Below are 23059 nucleotides of genomic sequence, written 5' to 3'. Positions count from 1 at the left end.
GCCGTTCCCGACCTCTCAGGTCAGTTCGAGCGCCAGGTACTGGGGGTGGATCTCCCGTCTGTCAGGGGTCAGTACAGGGATGGTAAAGGTCTCGGGCGTTCGGCGACTGCCTTCACCATGCTGATTGGACTGGACAGGTCTGGCAGGCCCGTGATTCTGTAAGACGAGTGAGGGGCCGTCTTCCAGCACCTCGATGACCTGGCACACAACCCCGTTATGCACAACACGTAAACCTATCATGCCGCGCAGTTGTTGCAGGCTGATCTCAAGCTCGCTCATCGCGCAATACACTGTGTGTTCGGGCCGCCCAGAAGAGGCGCGTTCATGCCGCAAAATCCTTGAGGCGTACGGGCTGACGTTTTGCGCCCCAGTGGCCGGGCCGGGCTTCAAAGACGCCGGCACATTCTGTTCCACATTCGTTGCACTTGCCATCCGGTGTCAGGTTCCAGTCACCCAGCACATACCAGTCCCGGCCAATCAGCTTGTTACCACAGTTATGACAATAGGTGCTCCCGCCAGACTCATCATGCACATTACCGGTGTAAACATAGCGCAGGCCCTGTTGCATGGCGATGTTGCGCGCGCGCGTGAGTGTGGCGGCCGGTGTCGGTGGTATGTCCTGCATCTTGAAATCGGGATGAAACGCACTGAAGTGCAATGGGACATCCGGGCCCAGTTCGTCGAGAATCCACTGGCTCATTGACTCGATTTCCTTATCCGAGTCGTTTTTATCGGGAATCAGCAACGTGGTGAGTTCCAGCCAGACGTCGGTTTCATGCTTGAGATATTTAATCGTATCCAGTACCGGTTCAAGGTGTCCGCCCGTCAGTTTATAATAAAAGTTTTCGGTAAAGGCTTTGAGATCGACATTGGCTGCATCCATGTATTGATAAAACTCCTTGCGCGGTTCCGGGGTCACATAACCGGCGGTTACGGCGACTGACTTGATGCCTTTCTCATGACAGGCTTTGGCCACATCAATCGCATATTCATGGAAAATGACCGGGTCGTTATAGGTATAGGCCACACTTCGACAGCCGAGCTGCTCCGCGGCGCTGGCGATCAATTCGGGCGAGGCTTCGTCGGCCAGCGTATCGATCTCCCGGGATTTGCTGATATCCCAGTTCTGACAGAACTTGCAGGCCAGATTACAACCGGCGGTACCAAAGGAGAGCACCGGCGTGCCGGGCAGAAAATGATTCAGCGGTTTTTTCTCGATCGGATCGATGCAATAACCGCTGGAGCGTCCATAGGTCGTCAGCATGATCTGGTCGTTGATATTCTGGCGCACAAAGCAGAGCCCGCGCTGGCCTTCGTGCAGTTTGCAAAAGCGCGGGCAGAGGTCGCACTGGATGCGGCCGTCGTCGAGTTTGTGCCAGTAGCGGGTGGGGACGGTGTCTTGCATGGTGAACGCTCAGTCTATTTGTTCGGTGTATACACAATATAGGGTGGATTGACTCGATTTCAAATCGATACGTCCGATTCGAGGCAGGGAATCAACAGTGCCAAAATGGCCACAGAATCTGATAAAATTCGAGCAGGTTCTATAGGTATTTGAAAAGTCGATGAAAAAAGTACACGTGTTATTTGTCTGTCTTGGTAATATCTGCCGGTCCCCGACTGCCGAGGGGGTATTTCGCCATCTGTTGCGCGAGGAGGGATTGGATGGACAGATTGTGACCGATTCGGCTGGCACTCATGCCTATCACGTCGGCGCGCCTCCGGATCCGCGTGCCCAGGAGACTGCCCGTAGCCGCGGCATCGACCTCAGTGATCTGCGCGGACGCAAGGCGCTGGCCGACGATTTCGACAAGTTCGATTATGTGCTGGCGATGGACGAAGAGAACTATCACAACCTGGCGCGTATCTGTCCGCCGGAACACCGCGAGAAACTGCACATGTTCCTCGACTTTGCGCCTCATCTGAACGAGTCCGAAGTGCCGGATCCGTATTATGGCGGAGCAAAGGGCTTCGACCGGGTTTTCGATATGGTTGAAGAAGCCTCGCGCGGGTTGCTCGCGGATATACGCCAGCGTTATCTCGGGTGAAAACATAAAGATATTCACCACCAAGACACGAAGACACCAAGAAAACAAAAATAGGCTCTTCCCCAATTGTGGTGGGTTTGCTAGGTTAAATCGATGATGGATGAAGCGACGTTATATGAAAAGATCCTGGGAATCTCCTCGCCCTGGTTTGTTAGCGGCATCGAGTTCATTGAACCGGACAAGACGGTCGAGGTCCATGTTGAACTCGAAGCGGATTCATTATTGCGTTGCCCGACCTGTGGCAGGTCAACACCGCGCTACGACAAGCGTCGGCGTCGTTGGCGGCACCTGGATACCTGCCAGTTCAAAACGCAGGTTGAAGCCGATGTTCCGCGTGTCCAATGCCCTGATCATGGCGTTCAGACCATTGAAGTCCCCTGGGCACAAGATAACGCCCGCTACACGGTCCTGTTTGAGGCGATGGTCATTCTGCTGTTGAAAGAGAACACCGCCTCCGCCGTCAGCCGACAGATGGGGCTGAGCTGGAATGCCGTGGACGGCATCATGCAGCGCGCGGTACAGCGGGGCTTGTCCCGTCGGGGCCACCCGGCGTTAGCCCATCTGGGTATCGACGAGGTCGCCTTTCAAAAGCGCCATGAATACGTGACGGTGGTCAATGACGCCCATGGGGATGTCCTGCACGTCGCCGATGACCGCCGTGGCACAAGCCTCAATGACTTCTATGGCCCGCTGAGCGACGCCCAGAAGGCGCAAATTCAGAGCATTTCGATGGACATGTGGCCAGCTTATATCCGTGCCACCCTCGAGCATATCCCCGGCGCCGAAGACAAAATCGCCTTCGATAAATTCCACGTCAACCAGCATCTCAACCAGGCCGTCGACGCGGTGCGCAAACAAGAGCACCGGCAACGCATGAAGCAGGGCGATGCGACATTAAAGGGCACCAAGTACGGTTGGTTGCGCAATGCGGCCGACTTGAGACGCCAGCTGCGCCAGGAACTGGTGCAACTCAGTCGCGTGGCGCGCCAAACCGGTCGGGCCTGGGCCATCAAGGAACACGCCAAGGGGCTATGGCATTACCTCCGCCGAGGCTGGGCCGAGCGTGCCTGGCAGCAATGGTATCAGTGGGCCATTCGCAGCCGCCTGGCCCCGATCAAAAAAGTCGCGCGAATGGTTAAACAACACCTGTGGGGTATCATCAACGCCATCGTATTAAATGTCACCAATGTCCGGGCGGAGAGTCTCAACAGCAAAATCAAAATGCTCAAAGACAAGGCGCGCGGCTTTCGAAATCGGGAGCGATTTAAAACCGCCATCCTGTTTCATTTTGGTGGCTTATCGCTAATGCCCGAAAAATACGAAATGGGAACCCACTAGAACTGGTGAAGACCCCAAAAATAATAACGTTAAAAAAATCTGACGGGTACGAGCATCGAAGTACCTGCTCAGGATTTTCTGAACTTATAATTATTTTCTTCGTGTCTTCGTGTCTTCGTGTCTTGGTGGTAAGGCTTTTCAAATCAGGCAGGATAGCAATGCGTCTTCGATTTTGTCCCAGTCCGGATCGCCCAGCATGATGATTTCGATGCGATTTTCCGGTGGGGTCTCCCTGGCGCTAACACTCAGGTCGCCCTCAATGCTGTTGAACAGGTAGTTTCCCTGATCCGTTTTTAGCGAGGCCTTGATACGCTCTGCACTCATGGCAGTGATCAGGCTGTTTGTTTTCTGGTAATCAAATCTCAGCTGTTCGGCAAACAACCAGCCGCAACTGGCAAAGTCGCCATTACGGTTTTCCAGCCGCCGCCAGGATTCTCCCGCGTCAAGTTTAACGGGCTCGGTTTCCATGCCGGTTTCGGGCGTTGTATCGGCCTGCAGGAACGAGCGGCTGACGGCGTCCTGCTGTCCGGCATGCGGCAGATCCAGCCAGGCGAGTTCCAGTTGCCCCTGTGAAACCTGACAACTGGCGCGCGGCTGGCGTGCTTCGACCAGTTGGGCGAACGCCGCCAGATCACTGTCCTCACACCGGTCCACCTTGTTGGCCACCAGCACATCGGCGATATCGAGCTGCTCCCGGTAGTATTCGTTCTCGCGATAACGAGGATTATCGAGATGCCGGGGATCGATCAGGGTGATGCAGGCACGCATATCGAGCGTTTGATCGAAGGGCGGCCGGGTCAGTTGCTTGATGATCTGTTTGGGATGACCGATCCCGGTTGGCTCGATCAACAGGCGATCCGGTCGGGCATTGGCCAGCAGGGCATTGATCCCGACCTGAACCGAGACGCCGGCGGCGCAACACATGCAGCCGCCGGGCAGTTCCTTGATGGCCACCCCTTCCTGTTGCAGTATCTGTCCGTCGATGCCGATCTGACCGAATTCGTTGACCAGCACGGCCCAGCGTTCATCAGCCGGTTTGTGCTCAAGCAGGTGCAGGATCGCTGTGGTCTTGCCGACCCCGAGAAAGCCGGTGATAACATTGGTGGGAATGTGTCGGATTAATTCAACCTTCGGTTGCATATCAATTCTGCTTTGGCGTGTAGTGAACGGCGTTGATATAATAGGTTACCTGGCCACCCGGCGTTTCAACCGCGACTTCATCATCGACTTTCTTTTTCAGCAAGGCCCGCGCCAGCGGCGAGTCGACGCTGATATCGCCCTGATCCGGTGCCAGCTCGTCGGGTCCGACAATACGGTATTCTACCGTCTGCCCGTTGTCGTTCTCCAGCGTCACCCGGGCGCCGAAAAATACCTGCTGCGGATTGGAGGGGGCGTCGGGGGCGATGGTCAGCTCCGGCAGCCGCTTTTGCAAATAACGGATGCGTCGATCGATCTCGCGTAACTCCTTCTTACGATAAATATATTCGGCATTTTCCGAGCGATCGCCTTCGGCGGCTGCCGCCGCGAGTGCCTGGGTCACTTCTGCGCGACGGACCCACAGAGAACGCAACTCAGTTTGCAATTGATCGTAACCTTCACGGGTGATGTACGGTGAAGGTTTCGGTTGTGGAGGTCGATAACGTCCCATCTATATCAAGTTCCGAGTTCTAAGTTCTAAGCACTAAGCACTAAGCACTAAGTACTAAGTACTTAGTACTTAGTACCTGGTACTAATGATGCCGTGCCTGCCTGGTGGATAAACCAGTTTGTCTTGCACTTTTCTGAAGGTTGGTGTCGAATTCAGGTTCGCCTTTCATGCCGCAGGTGGTGTAGTCCGCGTACATGGCGTCATACAGTTGCTGTTCGTCGAGCTCGAAGAGTTCGCTCGCGCCCTGGTAGATCAAACGAAACAGTCGGGGCAGGGCGATTTTGTGGGTCTGCCCGGTGGTGGCATATAACCAGTCCGACAGTTGGAGAAAGCGATCGAAAGGGGCCTCGTCGAGCAGCAACGAGCGGGTCCGGTTAAAGCGTCCCGAGTTACCGAACATATCCCAGTAACGGGCAAACCGGCTCAACCGTTGCATCGTGGCAAAATCGATGTCGCGGGTACTGAGAATATTATACGGCGGGGCGGGATTAAAGCGCAGTTGGTACTCGTCGATATGGCGTATAATCGGTGCGCCGCGCAGCCGCTTGAGGATGCCGACCTGAATTTCATGCGGATTCAGTTCGATCAGCCGATCGAAGCTCCGGGCGATGCTCGCCACATCCTCGCCGGGCAGGCCCATGATCAGATCTGTATGCAGATGCGCATGGGTTTGCTCGCGCAGAAAGCGGATATTCGCCTCGGCCTTGTCATCATCCTGGCGGCGGCTGATGCGTTCCTGTACGGCCGGGTTGAAACTCTGAATACCGATTTCAAACTGCAGCGTTCTGGGCGGGAATTGCTGAATCATGCTTTTCAGCTGATCGGGAAGATGATCCGGAATCAGTTCAAAGTGCAAAAACAGCCCGTGGTTGATCCGTTCCAGGAAGAACTCCATGATCTTCAGGCTGCTGGCCACCTTGAGATTGAAGGTGCGATCGATAAACTTGAAATGCCGGGCACCGCGTTGATAAAGCGTTTCCATGTGACTGAGAAACTGCTCCAGTTCGAAAGGCCAGGCGGTTTTATCCAGCGCCGAGAGACAGAATTCGCACTTGAAAGGACAGCCTCGCGAGGCCTCGACATAGATGAAACGGTTGCGGATATCCTCGTCGGTATAACAGGGGTAGGGGAAGGCCAGATCCGACAGCTTGAACGGTGCCGGCTGCACGATCTTCTCCTCAACCGCCTCGCCATCCAGTAACCGCTTGCAAAGACTGGCAAAAGCCAGATCGCCCTGGCCACTGACGATATGATCCACCTCATCATAAAACGGCAGGGTCGTCTGTTCATAACTGACCTCCGGCCCGCCAACAATAATGATGAGGTCGGGGCGCACGCGACGCAGAATAGCAATCAGCTCCCGGCTTTGCTCGATATTCCAGATATAAACGCCCAGGCCGATGATCTTCGGATTGTCCACCAACAGCTGCTCGGCAATCTCGATGGGGCGCTGATTGATGATGAATTCCCGAATCCGGGCGCGCGATTGCAGATCGCCGAGATTGGCGTACAAATAGCGCAATCCCAACGAACTGTGAAAATAGCGGGCATTGAGGGTACACAGAATGATATCAGTCATGCCCGGCCTCTTGCGCTTTACGTTGACGTTTGTGCAGTGCCTTGTTGATGGCACGCGAGGCGGAAATCATGCCGAAAGTGGCGGTGACGGTCACACTCGAGCCGTAGCCGAAGCGACAGTCGAGATTGACGCCATGTATTCCGGGTTTTTGATGGCTTACGCTGCCATCGTCTTTGGGATAAAGCTTGTGTTGCGAGGAGAAGACACACTCCACTCCGAAACGGCGCTGCGGGTTTTTACTGAATCCGTGGCGGCTACGCAGGTTGTTGCGTACTCTGGCAGCCAGCGCATCGTTATAGGTTTTACTCAAATCGGCGACATGAATCAGCGTGGGATCAGTGACGCCACCGGCACCGCCAGTGGTAATAATGGGCAGCTTGTTACGTCGACAATGGGCGATCATTTCGGTTTTGAACTGGATGCTGTCGATGGCATCGATTACATAATCATAGCCATGATCCGGCGACAGATGATCAGCCAGGTTGGCGCTGTTGATAAAATCGTCAATCACGTTGATTTGACAAGCCGGGTTGATGTTATGGATGCGCGTTCGCATCACACTTGATTTTTTTTCGTCCAGCGTTTCGCTCAATCCCACAAGCTGGCGATTGATATTGCTTTTGGCTACGGTATCGTAATCGATGAGTGTAATATGACCGATGCCGGTGCGGGCCAGTGCTTCCGCGCTCCAGGAACCGACGCCACCCAGACCGACGACGACCATGTGCAGTTGCGGTAACAGGCAATAGGCGCTCTCGCCATAAAGCCGGCGCAGGCCGCCGAAGCGTTCATCATAGTCGTCGTGAGTCATGGTTCAGTGCAACCCGAACAACGCTTCGGCATTGGCAGTGGTTTGCCGCGCTACCTCGGCCGGATCGACGTTGCGCACTTCAGCCAGTGCCGCCAGGCATTCGGGCAGGTATTCGGGGCTGTTGCGCTCGCCGTGATGGGAGGCGACAGTCATGTCCGGAGCGTCGGTCTCCAGGACGATGGCCTCCAGTGGCAGCTCGCGCGCCAGTTTGCGCAGTTTGTTCGAACGTTCGTAGGTCAGCATGCCGCCGAAGCCCAGCTTGAAACCCAGTTCAATATACTGATGTGCCTGCTGCAAACTGCCGTTGAAGGCATGGGCGATACCGCCTCGGACCGGGATTTCACGCAGGGCCTTGAGGATCCGGTCATGGGCCTTGCGACAATGCAACAACACCGGCAGGTCGGTATGCCGGGCAAAGTCCAGCTGGGCACGCAGCAACGACTCCTGATTCCGTTGGTCCGGGTTCTCTATATAATAGTCCAGTCCAATCTCGCCGATGGCAACGGGCCGGTTTTCCTCCAACAAGCTGGCCAGCTGATCCAGATGTTCCGGTTTGTGCGCCTCAAGATACATGGGGTGCATGCCCAGTGCCGGATAGAGGCCGGCGTCGGCCTCGCATAGCGCCAGGAGCCGGGACCAGCTGTCGGCGGTCACACCGGGCACCACAATTCGTTGCACGCCGTTCTGGCGACAACGGGCGAGCACCTGCTCCCGATCGGCATCGAAAACGGGATCGTCGAGGTGGCAATGGGTGTCGATCAAATCCATACGGCTATTCTAGCGGCTCCGGAGGCCAAGTGTAAATAACTGAAACAAAAGGGGTTTTAGACAGTAATGGCGCATTTTTGCACAACCCCGGTCAGCCTGCCCCCCTGGAAACCAGCGCACGAATCCTTATAATAGTGTATAACCAAGTTCTACACTCAAGTAAGCGCAAGGAGGTCAATTATGGCAACAGGTACCTACAAACCCAAAGCCGATCCACTGAACCGGCCGGATGATGCCACCGGTTTTCGCATTGGCTGGAAATACAAGACCAAATTCGAGCGCGGTCACTTTGACGAAGAGCTGACCTACGGCGAAGCGAAAAAGAAAGCGGCGGAACTGGCTGCCAAGGAGCCGGAAAAAACCTTCTGGCCGGAAGTCATCCACGAATAACCCCTCCGACCATAACCGGGCAATCGCCCGGTTTTTTTTCAACAGTGCCTTCACTTTGCAGGTTGGTGGGTTTAGTGTTTCGGTAATGATCCCTGTTTGGGGCCGGTGTACCGTAGAAGCAAAAAGCGGATCTCTCGCAGAGACGCCACGGGCGCAGAGAAACTGCTATCGTTTATTCTTCGCGCACTCTGCGTCTCTGCGAGAGGTTTCCAGGCGGGTAGAATACATCCTGTGTACCATCCTCAGAATAACGGTGTGTGGAACGCACCCTGTCTCTGATATCGCCTCTCCGGGACTTTCATCATACCACCTGCTTTGCGGGAAGTATTTGAGTTGACCCGCAAAGCCGGTAACTGGCCGGTCATTAGCCTTGACTCAGAGTGAATCCGATGGAGAAAATATCGGACAACTTTTTTTATCGAAACGATTCTGCTATAGATTGAAGAGAGTAACATTTTAACCTGAGAGGGCGCTATAGCGACGAAGAAAACGGGAACAGGGTCGGGATTCAGAGAGTCGGTGCGCAACCGCTCCACTGATGCCATGAAGGAAGTTGAGAAAATTCGCGAACTGATGATGAAAGAAATTCATGAGGGGTTCGATATCGTTAGCAACAAGGTCTCTTCCACTGCAAAATCGACCTCGCAGATGACGGAAAACCTGCGCAATCAGGTTTCCGATATTCATCCCCGGGAATATTGGGATAAGGTCGTCACGGAGGTCGAAGAACTGAGGGACGAACTGGTCAACGGCATCTCGGATCGATTTAAGCAATTGCGTAAGGCAACGCAAAATGCAGTCGCCAGATCCGGCAAGAAAACCACTAAAAAGAAACCGGCAGGCAAAAAGAAAGCCGCAAAGAAGAAAACAGCCAGGAAGAAAGTGAGTAAAAAGAAAACGGCGGCAAAGAAGGCGGCTAAAAAGAAAGCAGCCAGGAAAAAGACTGTCAATAAAAAAACAACCAAAAAGAAGACTGCCAAAAAGAAAGTCAGCAAGAAAAAGCCGGTCCGGAAAAAGGCTCGTGGTTAGGCGGCAACAATTACAGTACAACTGTATGTCCCGTATTTCGGTAATTCATTAAGGCTTCACAGAATGTCATTCATGCTGTGCCTGCAGTAATAATTTGATACCTGGATATCAGGTCTGGTTATGGATTTGTCATGTTGTGCCATCTGGCGCTAGAATTAACCTCCTGCTCAAAATATGACAAACGGGATGTTCGAAACCTTTACACAACTTGGTGTCGCCATTGCCATCGGTCTGATCATCGGACTGGAACGGGGCTGGAAAGGGCGCGAAAGCGAGGAAGGCAGCCGGGTTGCCGGTTTGCGCACCTTTGGCCTGATTGGACTGCTGGGCGGGTTGTGGGCGCTGCTGGCAGAAACCCAGGGACAGGGACTGATCCTGATTAGCCTGGCATTTGTCGCGCTGACGGCGCTGTTGATCGTTGGCCATATTCTGGCAGTCAAACAAAGTGGTGATTTTGGTGTTACCACGATCGTTGCCGCACTGATTGCCTTCGCCCTGGGCGCCCTGTCTGTCAGTGGTGAAATGCATGTTGCCGTGGCCGGGGCGATCGTGACGGCGATTATTTTAAGTCTCAAGTCGCTGCTGCATGGCTGGTTGCAGTTGATCGATTATGACGAACTGAGTGCCATTTTAAAGCTGGCCCTGATCTGGGTGGTTATTTTGCCGTTATTACCCAATCAGGGTTACGGCCCCTGGCAGGCAATCAATCCTTATCAGATATGGTGGATGGTGGTGTTGATTGCCGGGATCTCGTTTGCCGGTTATGTGGCCATCAAGATCGTCGGCGCACACAAGGGGTTGTTGATTACCGGTTTTCTTGGCGGGCTGGTTTCCTCCACCGCGGCCACGATCAATCTCTCCAAACTGGCCCAGAAAGGAACGCGTGTGCCGGTGATTTGCGCTGCCATCCTGCTGGCCGAAACCATCATGTTCCCGCGTATGCTGCTGGAAATTGCCGTGGTCAATCGTGAGTTGTTGCTCTCGGCATGGCTACCGATAACAGTCATGACCGTCGTTATGCTGGCCGGTGTCGTTATTATCTGGCATCGCAAGGAGTCGTCAGGCGACGGGGAGTTGTCGGTGACCAATCCGTTTCAAATCAAGATGGCGTTGCAGTTCGGCCTGTTGTTGGCGGCGGTAATGTTTCTTGCCGAGGCCGCCATGGCCTGGCTGGGCGATGCGGGCATCTATCTGGTGGCCCTGATCTCCGGTGTTGCCGATGTGGATGCGATCACCCTGTCACTGGCCTCCATGGCCAAAAGCGATCTGGCGGATGCAACCGCTGTGCACGGGATCGTCATCGCGGCGATCGTTAATACGCTGTTTAAAACCGCGCTGGCACTGTTTATTGCCGGTCGGCAAATGTTCTGGCGTCTGTTGCCGGTGGCGGTAGTCGCGTGCAGCGCGGGGGGCGTGAGTCTGCTATGGGTTTAATCGTCAGGCGACGCCACAGGGTGTATTTTGCCGGCAGGGGTAACGAATTACTGCCAATTGCCATTTGCATCACCCAATAAAAAAGGAGGCGCGAGGCCTCCTTTTTTGATCGCTGTGAGCGGCTGATCAGTTTTCCGGTTTGTCAGCGAGGTTGCGATGGCTGTCGGATTGTCGACGGCGCTCGTCCTGCGAGTCGTCCGAATCCTGATTGGCCGGTGTGCGGGTTTCCACCTGTACCAGTGAGGCGTCTGTCGGTTTGCTGTCGACAGGTTTTGACTCGTTGCCCGTGGTGTTTTCAGACGCGGCCGGTTTGGAAGCCGGTGGTGGCGTTTCTGTTGCAGGCGCTGGCGTCGGTGCAGCGACGGGGCTGCTTTGTACCGGCTCATTATTGGCCGACGGCGACGTGGGTTCGGGCCGGTTTGCCGGTTTTTCCGCCGGTTGATTGACCGGTGCAGTGGCACCGCCGGTATCGCCCTGATCGGCCTGGCCTGCCGGTGGTGTGGGAGCGTCGTTTTTCTTCACCGCGGTCGGGGCCGCGTTATCGTTTGCCTGCGGGCTATCGCGTTTATCCCGCGCGCGAGTTTCCTCGCCCCGGTCGCTGGCGCGCATACGCGGGTGCGAGCCGCTGTTATCGCTCTTTCTGTCATTGCGGTTACCACCGCCGGAACGCGCTGCGCTACCTTTGGTTTCGGTCTTGCCGCTTGGCTCGCTCTTGTCCGACTTGCCAGAGGACTTGCCCTGTTCGGGCTGGTTGTCCGACTTGCCAGAGGACTTGTCCTGTTCGGGCTGGTTGTCCGACTTGCCGGGCTTGTCAGGCTGCTCGGGTTGCTGGTTGTCGGACTGGCCGGATTTATCCTGGTTCGGCTTGTTATCGACTTTGGCGGTTTTATCCGATGCGCCTTGCTGCCCATTGCCGCTTTGTGGCTGCTCATCACTGCGGGTTTCGTCCGTGGATGAACCGGAGGAGGAACGCCGGCGCCGCCGACCTCCACGGCGTCCACGGCGGCTGCTGGAGCTGCGCTGTTGCTGTTGGTCGCCCTGGGCGCCACTGTCCGCTGCTTTGGATTGGGTCTCATCGCTCTGGGCCGCGGCTTCGCTGGCCGGTTTACTTTCGGCCTGTTTGGTCGCCGGTTTATTGCTGCTCTGGTTCTGGCTCTGGCCGCCGCCGTTTTGATTACGGCGGTTTTGTTGCGGCTTGCGGCGCTGGCCTTCACCGGCGGAAGTTTTGCGACGCGGGCGATTGCCACTGGTCGTTTCCTGGCGGGCCGGTTTGCTTGGCCGGGATTCACCGGTACCGAACAGGGCACGCCACAGACGAACCAGCAGGCCGGGTTGAACGGGCGTTGTTGCTGCTGCTACCGGTCGCGGGGTCGCCGGCGCCACGGATTTGACCACCGGCTCTTCCGGGGGGGTGGCCGTGGAGCTGATAGAAGCGGACAGGGTGTCCAGGCCTTCTTCATCCTGGCGCTCGACCATCTGGAAGCTTTGTTTGTTTTCCTCCAGCGAGGGATCGTCTTCGCGAATGCGGGTCACTTCGAAATGAGGGGTTTCCAGATCGATGTTCGGGATCAGCAGGATTTTGACCTTCTGCCGGCTTTCCATCTCCTGCAACACATCGCGTTTTTCATTCAACAGGAAGGTCGCGGCGTCGACGGGCAATTGCGCCATGACGCGGGCGGTTTTTTCCTTCATGGACTCTTCTTCGACCAGTCGCAAGATCGACAGGGCCAGGGATTCAATACCGCGAATGGTGCCGTGACCGCTGCAGCGCGGACAGATGATCTGGCTGGATTCGCCCAGCGAGGGACGCAGGCGCTGGCGTGACATCTCCAACAGGCCAAAGCGCGAGATACGGCCGATCTGAACCCGGGCGCGATCGGCTTTTAACGCCTCGCGCAGCCGGTTTTCCACTTCACGCTGATTGCGCGCCGGGGTCATATCGATGAAGTCGATGACCACCAGGCCGCCCATGTCACGCAAACGCAGCTGACGGGCGATCTCCTCGGCGGCTTCCAGATTGGTATTGAGGGCGGTCTCCTCGATGTCGGCCCCCTTGGTGGCGCGCGAGGAGTTGATGTCGATGGAGACCAGCGCCTCGGTATGATCGATCACCACCGCCCCCCCGGAAGGCAGGCGCACCTCGCGCTGGAAGGCTGATTCGATCTGGGATTCGACCTGGTAACGCGTGAACAGTGGCACCGGATCCTGATACAGCTTGATCTTGTTCAGGTTATGCGGCATCACCTGGTTCATGAACTCGCGGGCCTGTTCATAAACCTTGGGTTCATCAATGATGATTTCGTTGATATCGTTGCGGAAATAGTCGCGAATCGAACGGGTGATCAGGTTGCTTTCCTGATAGACCAGAAACGGCGCGCCTTTCTGCTCGGAGGCCTCCTTGATCGCTTTCCAGAGATTGAGCAGATAATCCAGATCCCACTGCAGCTCTTCGACATTCTTGCCGACGCCGGCGGTGCGAATGATGATGCCCATGTCCTGGGGAATTTCCAGCTGGGCGAGGGCGTCGCGCGCTTCGTTGCGGTCGTCGCCCTCGATGCGGCGGGAGACCCCGCCCGCACGCGGGTTATTCGGCATCAGGACCAGATAACGCCCGGCCAGGCTGATGAAGGTGGTCAGAGCCGCGCCCTTGTTGCCGCGCTCTTCCTTGGCCACCTGGATGACCAGCTCCTGGCCTTCCTTGACCGCGTCCTTGATGTTCAGCTTGCCGCCGGGATCGACCCCGTCACGGAAGTATTCGCGGGAGATTTCCTTCAGCGGCAGAAAACCGTGACGTTCGGCGCCGTAATCGACAAACGCAGCCTCGAGGCTGGGCTCGATGCGGGTAATCTTGCCTTTATAGATATTGGATTTTTTGGATTCGCGGGCGGTGGTTTCGATATCCAGATCGTAAAGCCGCTGGCCATCAACCAATGCAACACGCAACTCTTCAGGTTGAGTTGCGTTGAACAACATTCTTTTCATTGTATAACCTTTATGCGTGCATGCGCTCTAACCCCGGTCGGATGGATCCGGACCGGTGGGCAATGCCACAAACAGACCTTCTGCTGCACGAAGCCGATAATCGCCGACAGCCGGCGTGATACGCGAGACTCACCCGGTTTCGTGCTGGTCTGCCCACCCGGTCGCGAAACGTGTCGCGGTACCCGGGGAGCGCGTATGTTCAACCACGGCTATTCGTCGTGTTAACAGGTCGCGAATAGCCACATTTATCTTACTGAGATCACCTGCCCGAGGCAGATGATGGAAAACCGGTTTTTGACCGTCTGCGCTGTCCTGTATTCATCTTGGAGATACAGCAGCAGCGCACTCCCGGATTGGCCAAGAGTCTGCCGAATATATCAGTGTTGTGCCAGAGCATCAATCTTTCGATAAGAAATGCTAGAATAACGCGCAATATGGCGACAAAAAGCAGCAATCCGGCCTCATCGGGGGTCAAACTGGTCACAATCGGCCCGGAACAGGCCGGCCAGCGCATCGATAACTTCCTGCTTACCCGGCTCAAGGGCGCACCGCGCAGCCTGATTTACCGTATTCTGCGCAAGGGCGAGGTACGGGTGAACAAGGGCCGCATCCAGGCGCCGTATCGTCTCAAGGCGGGGGATCAGGTGCGTATTCCGCCGGTGCGTCTGGGCGAGAAGGCGGTCACCACACCGGCCGAGCGGGTATTACGTCAGATCGAGGCGAGCATCCTGTTCGAGGACAAGCGGATCGTGATTCTGAACAAGCCCAGTGGGCTGGCGGTCCACGGCGGAAGCGGGATCAGCTACGGGGTGATCGAGGCCCTGCGGGCATTGCGTCCGAAGGCACCGTTTCTGGAGCTGGTGCACCGCCTGGATCGGGATACCTCCGGTTGCCTGATTATCGCCAAAAAACGCAGCGCACTGCGTACCCTGCACGAGTTGCTGCGCGAAAATCGCATCGACAAGCATTATCTGGCGCTGCTCAAAGGGCAGTGGCATGGTGGCCCGGCCCGCATCGAGGCCCCGCTGAAAAAGAATGTACTCTCTTCGGGGGAGCGCATCGTGCGCGTCGATCCCGAAGGCAAGGCCGCCGCCAGCCTGTTTCGGCCGCTGGCGGTTAATCCGACCGCCTCGCTGGTCGATATCAAACTGGAAACCGGGCGCACCCACCAGATCCGGGTGCATGCCGCCCACGAAGGGCACCCGATCGCCGGTGATGACAAATACGGTGATGAAAATTTCAACAAACAGCTGCGCGAGCTGGGGTTAAAGCGGCTGTTTTTACATGCCCGGCGGCTGGTATTTGCATTTGACGACGACGGCCCCCATATTGACGTGAGCGCGCCGCTGGAGGCGTCATTGCAAGATGTTTTGACTGAACTGAAACTGGAGTTCCATGAATAACACACCACTGATTATTTTTGACTGGGACGGTACCCTGATGGATTCAGAAGGGGAGATCCTCACCTGCATGCGCGCCGCGATCGATGACCTCCGGCTCGAACCCCGTAGCGACGATGAACTGAAAAATATTATCGGTCTGGGGCTGCAGGAAGCCCTGCGCACCCTGTATCCGCAAGGCAGCAGCGCCGACTTGTTGCAACTGACGGCACGCTATCGTTATCACTTTCTCGAATCGCCCCGGCAACCTTCGGAACTGTTTGCCGGCGCCAGAGCGATGGTTGAAGAGCTGCACGAGGCCGGTCATTTCCTGGCCGTGGCAACCGGCAAGGGACGCAACGGCCTGAACAAGGTATTGCAGCAGACAGGCCTGGATGAGTACTTTCATATCACCCGTTGCGCGGACGAATGTCACTCCAAGCCCCATCCGCAGATGTTGCATGAAATCATGGATCATCTGGGTGTGGAGGCAGACAGCGCGCTGATGATCGGTGATACTGAATACGATTTACAAATGGCCAGCAACGCCGGTGTCAAATCCCTGGCTGTCACTTACGGTGTGCACGAAAAGCAGCGCTTGCTGGATTGCCAGCCCCTGGATTGCCTGGACAGCATTGAGCAATTGCATAGCTGGCTGAAAGAGAAAGTCAATCTGGCAGCCTGATGCTGTTATTTTTCTGGCAGCGCCAGAAGCATAATAAATCAAATGGACAAGAATGGAACCGATAGCATGAATGATGAACAAAAGTCCCCAGACGCTTCCAAACAACAATGGCAACAGGATGTTATTAATCGCCTGGCTTTTGCGGCGCTGAACGAGCAGAAAAAAAGTCGCCGCTGGAAGATATTCTTCGTATTCCTGTTTATTTCCTATCTGTTTCTGGTCTATTTCACCGCCTTCGTCAAACCCGACTCGGCTGGGGCGGCCCTGACCGGTAAAAACCATACCGCGCTGGTTGAGGTCAACGGCGTGATCGCCGACGACCAGTCGGCAAGTGCCGATAACATTGTCACCGGTCTGCGCAAGGCATTTAAAAACGAAAAAGTGCAGGGAGTTATCCTGCGCATTAACAGCCCCGGCGGCAGCCCGGTTCAGGCCGGCTATGTCAATGACGAGATTGTTCGGCTGCGCGAACAGTATCCCAACACGAAAGTCTATGCGGTTATCACCGATATCGGTGCCTCCGGCGGGTATTACATTGCCGCTGCCGCGGATGAAATCTATGCCGACAAGGCCAGCCTTGTCGGCTCGATCGGGGTGATCATGAACAGCTTTGGTTTTACCGAGGCAATCGACAAACTGGGTGTAGATCGCCGTCTGTACACGGCCGGTGAGAACAAGGGCTTCCTGGATCCCTTCAGCCCTGAAAAGCAAGAAGATGTGCAGCATGTCAAGAACATGCTGACCAACATCCACCAGCAATTTATCGATACCGTCAAAAAAGGGCGCGGCGACAGATTGGCCGATGATCCGAAGCTGTTCAGCGGCTTGATCTGGACCGGCGAGGAAAGTCTCGAATTGGGGTTGATCGACGGCCTCGGCAGCAGCAGCTACGTCGCACGTGAGGTCATCCAGGCGGAAAACATTGTCGACTATACCCCCAGACCCGATTTCTTCGAACGTTTCACCCGCCAGTTCGGCGCCGCCATGGGTCAGGCAATCAGCAAAACAATGGGACTGGAAGGCGGATCGATTCGGTAAAAAACTGTTGGCTCTACGGCGTTTGGGTAGTCGCGGATTGCAGAGGCTTTATCATGTGCATTTTCAGAAGTTCCTCCCAAAGCCTGGACCAGGTTCGCCAATCATGATTACCATCAATAGCATGAATATTCTCGTGAGGAAGAAGTTGTTCGAACTCGCTGTACCCGGGTGCAAATTTGTCCTGGCGGCCATAGGCCAGATAGATATTTTTCAAAGAGCCATGTTTTTCGAAAGAGGCAAGGCGCTCCCAGTTGGTATAAGGAATTCGCTGAGTAATGGAAGGTAGATCATCCTTGTTGACATATTGGCGTATTTGATGGAGAAGGTCCTCTTCTTTGTCTACACCGATATAAGGTGATAAAAGCACTACTCCTTCTATTGCTTCAGGATGGTCCAGGTAATAAGAAAGTGCATTATATCCCCCCAATGATATACCCACTAGCCAGAAAGACTTGTAACCTTTTTCTTGTGCCGGGGTGATAACGTCAGCTATGAAGCGTTGAGAAAAATTACCGCGTATTAGATACGTAATGTTCGCATCTACTATAAGAAAGTCGTGCTCAATATTATTCTTGCGTGCAATCTCAATAAAACCATGATCAATAAACTCAGCAGGTTTATCCCAGATACCTGGTAATAGTATGACAAGTTGTCGGCTGTCATTATTCTTGGAATGATGCCAGGTCACTTTCATTTGATTACTTGCATTCGGTAAATACGAACATGCAGCAAGCACGAGCGAACAAAGAAAACAAAACAGTGATCTGGCGATAAGAAAATTCTGCGACATGAAAATCTATTTGGCCATTTACATTTTTTGTTCTGAAAAATCAAATTTATATACAGACTTTCATGCTAAATCAATCGACTAATTACATTCAATGCGTAAATTGCGAATGAGTTACAATGTTATGCGGTATAGCTTTGCAGATTTTTCACAATTTCCGACGCATCAGAATCCGATGGTTAATGATTCTCTCTCCCACAATCATAATCTGACTATTGACGGTGCTCGAGCATATCTAATATAGTTCTTTATGCAACAAATCGACCCGCTTTAACGCATAATGTGCTGCTATAGAGCACATTAGCTTCATTTAATATTCTTATAAAAAGAAAGCGTTCATGGTTAAATGTCATCTTTCAAAAATAATGGGTGAAAAGAAGCTGAAAATATCCGACGTGGCACGTGAGACAGGGATAAGTCGAGGCACAATTACCCGCTTGTATCAGGAAACAGCGCAACGAATCGAGATCGGTGTCCTCAATAAACTGTGTCGTTATCTTGATTGTCAGGTTGGGGATTTGTTTGAAATAACTGATTAGTCAATTCTGTTGAATAAACAAATTAATCATACTGTGAACCGGTGGGAAATTGTAACTACACAGTCTGGATAACAGTATATCCGCTGCCGAGTAACATTTTATGCAGCCGCTACTTTATCTGATTTTTGTTGCTTGTCGGGGTTATAACAGACTGGTGCGAATTTAATAAGAGGTGTTTTTCGTGGGGATGACGGATTTTGAAAACGAAATAGCAGGTTTGATTATCGAATCACTTAACCTGGAAGATATGGAAGTTGAGGATATCAATCCCGAAGAACCTTTGTTTAACGAAGGGCTTGGTCTGGACTCTATTGATGCGCTTGAGTTGTCAGTTGCGCTATCCCGGAAATATGGCATAAATCTGCGAGCAGATAACCCGGACATTCAGAATATATTCTCATCCCTGCGTATGTTGGCATCATATGTTGAGTCAAATGCGAGTATGAGCAAATAACTCTGATTGAGTTACATCAATACAGATCGATCCACACTCTAATGATTAACTCATCTTTTGAAGTTCCAGGAAATCATCCTTGCCTGGAAGGACATTTTCCCGGGCGACCGATTGTTCCTGGTGTTGTAGCCCTCGATTTGATGTCAGAAGGGCTGTTAAGAGAGCTCGGTGATGCTTATATTTGTGGTTTTTCTCAAATCAAGTTTCATGCCCCCATTTTTCCAGAACAAAAGGTTATAACTCAATTCGTTCGAAAAAAAGATTCTTTGTACGACTTCACCTGCGAGGTCGATGGTATAAGGGTGATTTCGGGAAAAATCAGACTTGCATCGAATGGGTGTAAGAATGGTTAAAAGCTGGGATGCACAAAAAGAGCGAAGCAACCCATTTCTATTAAAGTTAATATGCAAATTCGCTCTTAATATGCCGAGGACTATCACTCGCATTTGGTTGTGGCCAATCAGTTTCTACTTTCTCCTGTTCTCTCCGGTAGCTCGTGCCGCTTCATCGGACTACCTTCGTCGCAATCCAAAAACATCAAGTGATATACGATCAATTTACAAGCATATCTATACTTTCGCCTCGGTGATTCTAGATCGAGTTTATTTTATTACAGGTAAATTCGAAAAGTTCAAAATCAGTTACGATCTCGATCCAGAGGCGCTGTCTGTGCTGGATAGTAATAGTGGCGCCGTGTTACTGGGCGCACATGTTGGTAGTTTTGAGGCTATGCGCTGTCTTGCCATCAAGCAGGCAGATCTTAATCTGAAAATACTGATGTATCGTAATCACAACGCAATGATTACCCGGATTCTGGATGAGTTAAACAGTGATATCGCCAGTTCTGTTATCAATATTTCAGATACAAATGCCTTGCTTCAGGTGCAAGAAGTCGTTGAGAGTGGTGGGGTGATTGGTTTGCTTGCTGACAGGGTGGTGCCCGGTGAGAAGTTGACTCGATGCTGCTTACTGGGGGGCGAAGTCGAGATTCCATCTGGCCCGTTTTCCCTATCATTGATTCTAGGCGTGCCAATTATTGTATTTTTTGCGACATACGTTGGCGATAACCACTATCATATAACTCTCAAAAAGCTAAGTGATCCGGTAACAGCGCCAAGAAACCAAAGAGATGTAATCATTCAGGATTTAACAAGTGATTATATTTTTCAGGTTGAGCGTATCCTGAGTCGTTATCCCTATAACTGGTTCAATTTTTACGATTACTGGAGAGCCAGATGAGTCGGTTTAGGCTTTTCATTATAATACTAATCTTTTCCAGTCTGGTGCAAGCGGATTTTCTAGATAAACGTCTGGATGAAATATCGGCGAATGCCGAGATGACCGCAGATTTTACCGATATCTGGCGGGCTGATTATCTTGATCAAGATATCATCAGTCATGGTAAATTATACTTTAAAAGGCCAGATCTGTTAATTAAAGAAGTTATTTCACCTGAATCTTTAACCTACACCGTCTCACGGGATTCTGTAAAAGTTGAGCAGGGTGAAACGGTAAAGCACATCCGGTTATCGGAGCATCCTGAACTCGGAATGGGTATCTATGCCCTGCGGGCTCTGTTGCAGGGGGATCGTGCCGCCCTTGACAGAATGTTTCTTTATCAATTTCGGCATTCTGATAATAATTTCCAGTCATGGGTTCTCGAGCTTTTTCCAAAATTGACATATAGCCAAAATAAAGTCAGAAAAATCACGGTTAGCGGTTATAAAGACGAGCTTAGAAAGCTTGAGATTGTCTATATAAATGGTGATGCTCACATAACCCGCATCGATCCTGAATGAATAAAATCAAACCTTTAACGCTTCATGCGGTATGGCTTTTGGCGACTGTTCTGTTGTCAATATATCTTGTTTTTAATTTGCATACAGTCACTGATTTGAAACAGTTTATGCCGTCTGGTAAAGAAGATGGTACCTTTCATGAACTGCAAAGTGAGCTGTTGAGCGGTCGTGAATCTTCGGCAATGTTTGTTATTATTTCTGGCGCAAGCTCCGAGGAACTGATTAGACTGAGCAGAGTTTTGCGTGCAGAATTTTCTGTAACTGCGGATAACGTCATACTCCAGAACGGTCAGGAAGGATTTGATGATTCTCAACTCGAGGTTCTCGAAGAGAAACGTTTTCTGTTAGTTGATACAGACTGGTCTCTGGCGGGTCTGAAAAACGCATTCAGACACCGAATATCAGATCTTCGCCAGGGGCAGGGTCCATTAATTGGTGATTTGATAAAGTCAGATCCTTACTTGTCAATTAAAACGTATTTTCAACCACTCGAACGCCAATCAAAACTGAATAAGCAATATCCGGTTTGGTACGCACCAGAAGTAGGTGCAATACTTCGCGTTGACTTCAGAAATCCTGATGTTGGTCTCGATACGATCGAGCAGATTCAGAGAGAACTGCAAAGTACATTCCGGAAATTGTCGCCAGCAGGAAATGCGCGTCTTGAAATGACCGGGCCTGGTGCAATCGCTGTTGCGACGCGCAATGAAATAAAAATGGTCACTCAAAGATTGAGTTGGGCTATTCCTTTGCTCTTAGTGTTGGTATTTTGGCTCGCTTATCGGTCAGTCTATCTTGTGTGGTATTCAGGTATTCCTCTGGTAACTGGCGCGCTGGTTGCTCTGGCTATTACTCAGATTGTTTTTAATAGTGTTCATGGTGTTGTCATCGCTTTTGGGATTACGATGCTTGGCGTTGCGCTTGATTATCCTGTGCACCTGTTCAGCCATAAATATCCCGGCGAGAAATTATGCGTCACGGCGAACCGAATATGGCCGATTTTGCGTCTGGGTGGGTTAAGCTCTGCCGGTGCATTTCTGATATTACTGTTCAGTGGCTTTGAAGGTCTTTCTCAGCTGGCTATTTACGCATCTACTGGCCTGATTATCGCTTTGCTGATAACTCGGTATTTTTTGCCAGAGATTGTCAATCCGGAAAAAGTAAACCCAAGGCTGTTTAAGTCACTTCCGAAAGTCTTTACACCTTATGCTATAGTTGTTCTTATATTGGTTATAATGGCTGTTTCATTACCCTGGGTGCAACGTGATATCTACTGGAGTGATAGCGTTGATGCAATCAGCCCTGTCTCCGATGAAGTAAAGAAACAGGATGCGAAGTTAAGAAATGTAATTGGCGGTGTCGAAGTATCTGATGTCTTTGTTATTGCTGATTCGGACTTGCAACGCGTACTGGTATCCACCGAGCAACTTACCGAAAAACTCCAGGATTTGGTTAGCAAGGGCATTGTCAATTATGTCGTCCCTGTGACAGACTTTCTACCGTCAGCAAAGCGACAGAAGGCTCGGAAAAACAGTATTCCTGAAAGTGATGAACTACAGAATAATTTGCGATCTGCAGTCGAAAATATGCCCTTCAAACCATCCGCTTTTCAGAGTTTTATTGAACTATCGCAAAATACAAAACGACAGAACCCTGCCTCCTATGACGAAATTCTAGGTACGCCAGCTGGGCCTTTTGTCAGACAGGGGCTTGTTCAAACCCATGACGGCTGGTTGTCTGTCATTCGTGTTAGCGGACTATCATCGCCGAAACGATTTATGCAATGGCTAGAGGAAAATCCGGGTGTCCGTCAATATCATGTCAATATAAAAGATCAAGTCAGCAACTTATTTGAGGAATATCGAGATAGAACCTTGTCAGCGGTTTATCTGGTTCTGGTTTTTCTCACTGTTGTTGTATTTTTATACAGCAGGCAGTTCATGAACTCGCTGCGTGTAATTACTCCGGTATTCATTGGCGTTGCAGGGGGGCTTGCTGCCGGGCTACTGGGTGGGCCGGGCCTGAATATATTCCATCTTATGGCTATATTTCTTGTAATTGGTATGGGCCTTGACTACAGTCTGTTTTTTAACCATAGCCGGGGCAAAGCGGATGTTTTTGCTAGAAGTTTTCATGCTGTTGGTGTGAGCGTAATAACAACGGTGACTTTGTTTATGTTTCTTGCGTTCTCCTCGATACCTGTTTTGTCCGCTATGGGGAGCGTGATTGTCGCCGGGATTTTTTTGAGCTTTCTTACATCCTGGCTGATCTCCTCGATTGATTGACAGTGAAGGCCTTTTTTGAAAAAAACTGTGATTGTATCAGCATGAAAATTATCTGCATAACCGGTA

Annotated in this window: 23 protein-coding genes; 14 read left to right on the top strand and 9 right to left on the bottom strand. The window is 52.3% G+C overall.

The annotated features are described in order from the left end of the window. Nucleotides 1–15 precede the first annotated feature (15 nt). Nucleotides 16–279, bottom strand: a complete 264-nt coding sequence (locus U5K34_RS13720) for a hypothetical protein (protein WP_322568965.1) — start codon at nt 277–279, stop codon at nt 16–18. Nucleotides 280–322: 43 nt separating this feature from the next. Next, nucleotides 323–1405 carry an AmmeMemoRadiSam system radical SAM enzyme gene (gene amrS, locus U5K34_RS13715; RefSeq protein WP_322568964.1) on the bottom strand — a complete coding sequence of 361 codons (1083 nt, stop codon included), beginning with the start codon at nt 1403–1405 and terminating at the stop codon, nt 323–325. A gap of 160 nt (nt 1406–1565) precedes the next feature. On the opposite strand from amrS, the gene U5K34_RS13710 reads away from it, so the two are divergent. Together U5K34_RS13710 and U5K34_RS13705 are read left to right on the top strand one after the other, a co-directional pair. Next, entirely contained in the window at nt 1566–2048 is a 483-nt protein-coding gene (locus tag U5K34_RS13710) for a low molecular weight protein-tyrosine-phosphatase (RefSeq protein WP_322568963.1), read from the top strand. A gap of 93 nt (nt 2049–2141) precedes the next feature. Next, nucleotides 2142–3386: an ISL3 family transposase gene (locus U5K34_RS13705; RefSeq protein ID WP_322568962.1), complete on the top strand. Its 1245-nt coding sequence runs from the start codon at nt 2142–2144 to the stop codon at nt 3384–3386. A 138-nt stretch (nt 3387–3524) separates the two neighbouring features. On the opposite strand, the gene U5K34_RS13700 is transcribed toward U5K34_RS13705, so the two are convergent. From U5K34_RS13700 to U5K34_RS13680, 5 genes are all read right to left on the bottom strand, one after another. Further along, nucleotides 3525–4526, bottom strand: a complete 1002-nt coding sequence (locus U5K34_RS13700) for a GTP-binding protein (protein ID WP_322568961.1) — start codon at nt 4524–4526, stop codon at nt 3525–3527. Nucleotide 4527: 1 nt separating this feature from the next. Then, nucleotides 4528–5034, bottom strand: coding sequence for a transcription elongation factor GreB (gene greB, locus U5K34_RS13695; protein ID WP_322568960.1), 507 nt, complete (start codon nt 5032–5034; stop codon nt 4528–4530). A gap of 82 nt (nt 5035–5116) precedes the next feature. Then, complete coding sequence (locus tag U5K34_RS13690; protein WP_322568959.1) at nt 5117–6613, bottom strand: B12-binding domain-containing radical SAM protein; 1497 nt, start codon at nt 6611–6613, stop codon at nt 5117–5119. After that, a complete protein-coding gene (tcdA, locus tag U5K34_RS13685) occupies nt 6606–7424 on the bottom strand; it encodes a tRNA cyclic N6-threonylcarbamoyladenosine(37) synthase TcdA (protein ID WP_322568958.1) in 819 nt (272 codons plus the stop codon). Before tcdA ends, U5K34_RS13690 begins: the two co-directional genes overlap by 8 nt. Nucleotides 7425–7427: 3 nt before the next feature. Then, nucleotides 7428–8192, bottom strand: coding sequence for a TatD family hydrolase (locus U5K34_RS13680; RefSeq protein ID WP_322568957.1), 765 nt, complete (start codon nt 8190–8192; stop codon nt 7428–7430). Nucleotides 8193–8372: 180 nt separating this feature from the next. Here U5K34_RS13680 and U5K34_RS13675 point away from each other — a divergent pair, with 180 nt between their 5' ends. The 3 genes from U5K34_RS13675 (at nt 8373) to U5K34_RS13665 (ending at nt 11045) form a co-directional block, all read left to right on the top strand. Further along, the gene (locus U5K34_RS13675) at nt 8373–8582 is read left to right on the top strand and encodes a hypothetical protein (RefSeq protein WP_322568956.1); all 210 of its coding nucleotides are present in this window, start codon (nt 8373–8375) and stop codon (nt 8580–8582) included. 519 nt (nt 8583–9101) lie between these two features. Then, the gene (locus U5K34_RS13670; protein ID WP_322568955.1) at nt 9102–9611 is read left to right on the top strand and encodes a hypothetical protein; all 510 of its coding nucleotides are present in this window, start codon (nt 9102–9104) and stop codon (nt 9609–9611) included. Nucleotides 9612–9797: 186 nt separating this feature from the next. Beyond that, complete coding sequence (locus tag U5K34_RS13665) at nt 9798–11045, top strand: MgtC/SapB family protein (protein WP_322568954.1); 1248 nt, start codon at nt 9798–9800, stop codon at nt 11043–11045. A gap of 126 nt (nt 11046–11171) precedes the next feature. On the opposite strand, the gene rne is transcribed toward U5K34_RS13665, so the two are convergent. Then, complete coding sequence (rne, locus tag U5K34_RS13660) at nt 11172–14027, bottom strand: ribonuclease E (RefSeq protein ID WP_322568953.1); 2856 nt, start codon at nt 14025–14027, stop codon at nt 11172–11174. 434 nt (nt 14028–14461) lie between these two features. Here rne and rluC point away from each other — a divergent pair, with 434 nt between their 5' ends. The 3 genes from rluC (at nt 14462) to U5K34_RS13645 (ending at nt 17129) form a co-directional block, all read left to right on the top strand. Further along, entirely contained in the window at nt 14462–15430 is a 969-nt protein-coding gene (gene rluC / locus U5K34_RS13655; RefSeq protein WP_322568952.1) for a 23S rRNA pseudouridine(955/2504/2580) synthase RluC, read from the top strand. Then, nucleotides 15423–16091, top strand: a complete 669-nt coding sequence (locus U5K34_RS13650; protein ID WP_322568951.1) for an HAD-IA family hydrolase — start codon at nt 15423–15425, stop codon at nt 16089–16091. The genes rluC and U5K34_RS13650 overlap by 8 nt, the downstream gene beginning before the upstream one ends. 66 nt (nt 16092–16157) lie before the next feature. Beyond that, nucleotides 16158–17129 (top strand): S49 family peptidase, encoded by a 972-nt coding sequence (locus U5K34_RS13645; protein WP_322568950.1) that lies wholly within the window; start codon nt 16158–16160, stop codon nt 17127–17129. Between the two features lie 13 nt (nt 17130–17142). Here U5K34_RS13645 and U5K34_RS13640 read toward each other — a convergent pair whose 3' ends face one another. Next, nucleotides 17143–17823 carry an alpha/beta fold hydrolase gene (locus U5K34_RS13640; protein WP_322568949.1) on the bottom strand — a complete coding sequence of 227 codons (681 nt, stop codon included), beginning with the start codon at nt 17821–17823 and terminating at the stop codon, nt 17143–17145. Between the two features lie 431 nt (nt 17824–18254). On the opposite strand from U5K34_RS13640, the gene U5K34_RS13635 reads away from it, so the two are divergent. From U5K34_RS13635 to U5K34_RS13610, 6 genes are all read left to right on the top strand, one after another. Beyond that, nucleotides 18255–18455 carry a helix-turn-helix transcriptional regulator gene (locus tag U5K34_RS13635; RefSeq protein WP_322568948.1) on the top strand — a complete coding sequence of 67 codons (201 nt, stop codon included), beginning with the start codon at nt 18255–18257 and terminating at the stop codon, nt 18453–18455. A gap of 187 nt (nt 18456–18642) precedes the next feature. After that, nucleotides 18643–18909, top strand: coding sequence for a phosphopantetheine-binding protein (locus U5K34_RS13630; RefSeq protein ID WP_322569092.1), 267 nt, complete (start codon nt 18643–18645; stop codon nt 18907–18909). 41 nt (nt 18910–18950) lie between these two features. Next, nucleotides 18951–19262, top strand: a complete 312-nt coding sequence (locus tag U5K34_RS13625; protein WP_322568947.1) for a hypothetical protein — start codon at nt 18951–18953, stop codon at nt 19260–19262. After that, the gene (locus U5K34_RS13620) at nt 19255–20148 is read left to right on the top strand and encodes a hypothetical protein (RefSeq protein WP_322568946.1); all 894 of its coding nucleotides are present in this window, start codon (nt 19255–19257) and stop codon (nt 20146–20148) included. The genes U5K34_RS13625 and U5K34_RS13620 overlap by 8 nt, the downstream gene beginning before the upstream one ends. Continuing rightward, nucleotides 20145–20708: a LolA-related protein gene (locus U5K34_RS13615; protein ID WP_322568945.1), complete on the top strand. Its 564-nt coding sequence runs from the start codon at nt 20145–20147 to the stop codon at nt 20706–20708. Before U5K34_RS13620 ends, U5K34_RS13615 begins: the two co-directional genes overlap by 4 nt. Continuing rightward, nucleotides 20705–22993 (top strand): MMPL family transporter, encoded by a 2289-nt coding sequence (locus tag U5K34_RS13610; protein ID WP_322568944.1) that lies wholly within the window; start codon nt 20705–20707, stop codon nt 22991–22993. Before U5K34_RS13615 ends, U5K34_RS13610 begins: the two co-directional genes overlap by 4 nt. Nucleotides 22994–23059 lie beyond the last annotated feature (66 nt).

The sequence above is a fragment of the Thiohalophilus sp. genome (assembly GCF_034521165.1).
GTDB lineage: Bacteria > Pseudomonadota > Gammaproteobacteria > UBA6429 > Thiohalophilaceae > Thiohalophilus.
Note: the sequence above shows the minus strand (reverse complement) of the source record. Positions and strands in the feature narration are given on the sequence as shown.

Coding starts and splice junctions, on each gene's coding strand:
- U5K34_RS13720 (WP_322568965.1), bottom strand. CDS start 279: ATGAGCGAGCTTGAGATCAGCCTGCAACAACTGCGCGGCATGATAGGT.
- amrS (WP_322568964.1), bottom strand. CDS start 1,405: ATGCAAGACACCGTCCCCACCCGCTACTGGCACAAACTCGACGACGGC.
- U5K34_RS13710 (WP_322568963.1), top strand. CDS start 1,566: ATGAAAAAAGTACACGTGTTATTTGTCTGTCTTGGTAATATCTGCCGG.
- U5K34_RS13705 (WP_322568962.1), top strand. CDS start 2,142: ATGATGGATGAAGCGACGTTATATGAAAAGATCCTGGGAATCTCCTCG.
- U5K34_RS13700 (WP_322568961.1), bottom strand. CDS start 4,526: ATGCAACCGAAGGTTGAATTAATCCGACACATTCCCACCAATGTTATC.
- greB (WP_322568960.1), bottom strand. CDS start 5,034: ATGGGACGTTATCGACCTCCACAACCGAAACCTTCACCGTACATCACC.
- U5K34_RS13690 (WP_322568959.1), bottom strand. CDS start 6,613: ATGACTGATATCATTCTGTGTACCCTCAATGCCCGCTATTTTCACAGT.
- tcdA (WP_322568958.1), bottom strand. CDS start 7,424: ATGACTCACGACGACTATGATGAACGCTTCGGCGGCCTGCGCCGGCTT.
- U5K34_RS13680 (WP_322568957.1), bottom strand. CDS start 8,192: ATGGATTTGATCGACACCCATTGCCACCTCGACGATCCCGTTTTCGAT.
- U5K34_RS13675 (WP_322568956.1), top strand. CDS start 8,373: ATGGCAACAGGTACCTACAAACCCAAAGCCGATCCACTGAACCGGCCG.
- U5K34_RS13665 (WP_322568954.1), top strand. CDS start 9,798: ATGTTCGAAACCTTTACACAACTTGGTGTCGCCATTGCCATCGGTCTG.
- rne (WP_322568953.1), bottom strand. CDS start 14,027: ATGAAAAGAATGTTGTTCAACGCAACTCAACCTGAAGAGTTGCGTGTT.
- rluC (WP_322568952.1), top strand. CDS start 14,462: ATGGCGACAAAAAGCAGCAATCCGGCCTCATCGGGGGTCAAACTGGTC.
- U5K34_RS13650 (WP_322568951.1), top strand. CDS start 15,423: ATGAATAACACACCACTGATTATTTTTGACTGGGACGGTACCCTGATG.
- U5K34_RS13645 (WP_322568950.1), top strand. CDS start 16,158: ATGAATGATGAACAAAAGTCCCCAGACGCTTCCAAACAACAATGGCAA.
- U5K34_RS13640 (WP_322568949.1), bottom strand. CDS start 17,823: ATGAAAGTGACCTGGCATCATTCCAAGAATAATGACAGCCGACAACTT.
- U5K34_RS13635 (WP_322568948.1), top strand. CDS start 18,255: ATGGTTAAATGTCATCTTTCAAAAATAATGGGTGAAAAGAAGCTGAAA.
- U5K34_RS13630 (WP_322569092.1), top strand. CDS start 18,643: ATGACGGATTTTGAAAACGAAATAGCAGGTTTGATTATCGAATCACTT.
- U5K34_RS13625 (WP_322568947.1), top strand. CDS start 18,951: ATGATTAACTCATCTTTTGAAGTTCCAGGAAATCATCCTTGCCTGGAA.
- U5K34_RS13620 (WP_322568946.1), top strand. CDS start 19,255: ATGGTTAAAAGCTGGGATGCACAAAAAGAGCGAAGCAACCCATTTCTA.
- U5K34_RS13615 (WP_322568945.1), top strand. CDS start 20,145: ATGAGTCGGTTTAGGCTTTTCATTATAATACTAATCTTTTCCAGTCTG.
- U5K34_RS13610 (WP_322568944.1), top strand. CDS start 20,705: ATGAATAAAATCAAACCTTTAACGCTTCATGCGGTATGGCTTTTGGCG.